Here is a 2,194-nt window from a genome sequence, read left to right as displayed (position 1 = left end):
GTGCCGCTCACCCGCCCACAACTTCGCCGCGTGCTGCGCAACGCACGACGCGCGTTGACGCCCGCCCAGCAACGCCAGGCCGCCGTCGGACTGTACCGGCAACTGGCCCAGCACCCGCTGTTTCGCCGCGCGCGGCATATCGCCCTGTACCTGCCCAACGACGGCGAGATCGACCCACGCCTGCTACTGCGCGAAGCCCAGCGGCGCGGCAAGCGCACCTACCTGCCAGTGCTGCATGCCTGGCCGCGCACGCGCATGGTGTTCCAACGCTTCGAACAGGGCGAAAAACTGCGACGTAATCGCTTCCGCATTCCTGAACCGGTCATCGAGCGCAAGCGTCAGCGGCCGGTCTGGTCGCTCGACCTGATCCTGCTGCCACTGGTGGGTTTCGATGAAGTGGGCGGACGGCTGGGGATGGGCGGCGGCTTCTATGATCGCAGCCTGGCCTATCAGGGGCGGCGCAAGGCGTGGAAGAAACCGCTGCTGCTGGGGCTGGCACATGAATGCCAGAAGGTGGAACGACTGGCGCAGGCCAGTTGGGACGTACCCTTGCGTGGAACGGTCTCGGACCGTGACTGGTACCTGGCGCCGGCCTGAACGTCAGGCCGCGCGCCGCAGCACTTCAGCGTTGCTGTTGGGCAGATACGGCCGGCGCCTGATAGGCGGCGTCCAGCTTTCGCTCCCACAGACCCTGCGCATAACCCGTGGTGACGACACCCAGACCGAAGATGAAGGCCAGGATCCACAGCAGGTCCGGTTTGCGTTTGTTCATCGTTGCCCCCTAGGCAAACTGTTCAGGCTCGGCAGCCTTCTTGGTGCTACCGGAGCGTATAGCTTTAAAATCGGCGCATTTTCCGACAACGTGACGCGGCACGCAAACGTTGACGCCAACCGGCTGTCGGTTTGATGCAACATCTTATTTCAAACCTTGTCAGGAGCAGCACCCATGGCCTACTGGCTGATGAAATCCGAGCCCGACGAACTTTCCATCGAAGGCTTGGCCCGTCTCGGCCAGGCGCGCTGGGACGGGGTGCGCAACTACCAGGCACGCAATTTCCTGCGGAACATGAGCGTAGGCGACGAATTCTTCTTCTACCACTCCAGTTGCCCGCAACCGGGCATCGCCGGGATCGCCCGGATCAAGGCCGGCGCCTACCCCGACCCGACGGCGCTGGACCCGCAAAGCCACTACTTCGACGCCAAGGCCAGTGCCGAGAAGAACCCCTGGAGCGCCGTGGATGTCGAGCATGTGCGTACTTTCGGCCAGGTGCTTGGCCTCGGCTTGCTCAAGCAGCAGACGGCGCTGGAAGCGCTTGCACTGGTACAGAAGGGCAGCCGCTTGTCGGTAATGCCGGTAACCCCGGAGCAATGGCAGGCGATCTGCGCACTGGCGAGGTGATCCAGGCAGCCGATGTGTGGGCGCCCGTCAGGGACCTCACTGCACGATCAGGTTGTTGAACAGCAGGTCCTCGACGATAGGCTTGCCTTCTTCGGTTTCCATCACCTGCTGGACCTGCTTCAAGGCTTCCTGACGCAACGCTTCCTTGGCCTCGACATTGCTCATGTTGTCCACACCTTGCTGGGTGAACAGCGCCACCAGTTGGTTGCGGATCAGCGGCTCATGGTGCTTGACCGCCGCGGCAGCGGCATCGCCAGTCACGCGCAGGGCCACGTCGGCCTTGTAGACGCGCAGCTTGGGGCCGCCATCCAGGGCGTAGTTGCCGACCAGAGGCGGGCTCAGGTTGATGTAGGCAACCTTCGGTTGGCCTTCCTTGCTCTCTTCGGCCATGGCCGCCACGGGCAGCATCAGGGCCAGCACCATCAAGATCCACGCTTTCACGAAATCGCTCCTCAATACAATTGACGCCAGCTTACCCAGCGCATCGCTCAAACCCAAGCCCGGGCTTATGCCGACTCATCAGAGCAGGCCATGCTCGTTGACCCACCCCTTCGTCCTCCTACACTTATCGGCCATCACCCGCAAAGGAATAGCCCGATGAAAGCTGTGTTGTGCAAAACCCTGGGCCCGGCACGGGACCTGGTGCTGGAAGAGGTCGCAGGCCCCGTGCCGAAAAAGAACGAGATCCTCCTCGAGGTGCATGCCGCCGGGGTCAACTTCCCCGACACCCTGATCATCGAAGGCAAGTACCAGTTTCAACCTCCTCTACCCTTTTCGCCTGGCGGTGAAGCGGCC

The 2,194-nt window shown here is 62.8% G+C and carries 5 protein-coding genes; 3 read left to right on the top strand and 2 right to left on the bottom strand.

The annotated features are described in order from the left end of the window. Complete coding sequence (locus tag VA602_RS00365; RefSeq protein ID WP_323452151.1) at positions 1–597, top strand: 5-formyltetrahydrofolate cyclo-ligase; 597 nt, start codon at positions 1–3, stop codon at positions 595–597. A gap of 25 nt (positions 598–622) precedes the next feature. On the opposite strand, the gene VA602_RS00360 is transcribed toward VA602_RS00365, so the two are convergent. Further along, on the bottom strand, positions 623–772 hold the full coding sequence (locus VA602_RS00360) for a hypothetical protein (RefSeq protein ID WP_172964797.1): 150 nt from the start codon (positions 770–772) through the stop codon (positions 623–625). Between the two features lie 174 nt (positions 773–946). Here VA602_RS00360 and VA602_RS00355 point away from each other — a divergent pair, with 174 nt between their 5' ends. Continuing rightward, a complete protein-coding gene (locus VA602_RS00355; RefSeq protein WP_125931031.1) occupies positions 947–1,399 on the top strand; it encodes an EVE domain-containing protein in 453 nt (150 codons plus the stop codon). 36 nt (positions 1,400–1,435) lie between these two features. Here VA602_RS00355 and VA602_RS00350 read toward each other — a convergent pair whose 3' ends face one another. After that, entirely contained in the window at positions 1,436–1,840 is a 405-nt protein-coding gene (locus tag VA602_RS00350) for a flagellar basal body-associated protein FliL (protein ID WP_063542054.1), read from the bottom strand. 156 nt (positions 1,841–1,996) lie between these two features. On the opposite strand from VA602_RS00350, the gene VA602_RS00345 reads away from it, so the two are divergent. Beyond that, a partial coding sequence (locus VA602_RS00345; protein WP_407682484.1) for an alcohol dehydrogenase catalytic domain-containing protein occupies positions 1,997–2,194 on the top strand: 198 nt, incomplete at its 3' end.

It is taken from the genome of Pseudomonas machongensis, assembly GCF_034961125.1.
Classification (GTDB): Bacteria; Pseudomonadota; Gammaproteobacteria; order Pseudomonadales; family Pseudomonadaceae; genus Aquipseudomonas; species Aquipseudomonas machongensis.
Note: the sequence above shows the minus strand (reverse complement) of the source record. Positions and strands in the feature narration are given on the sequence as shown.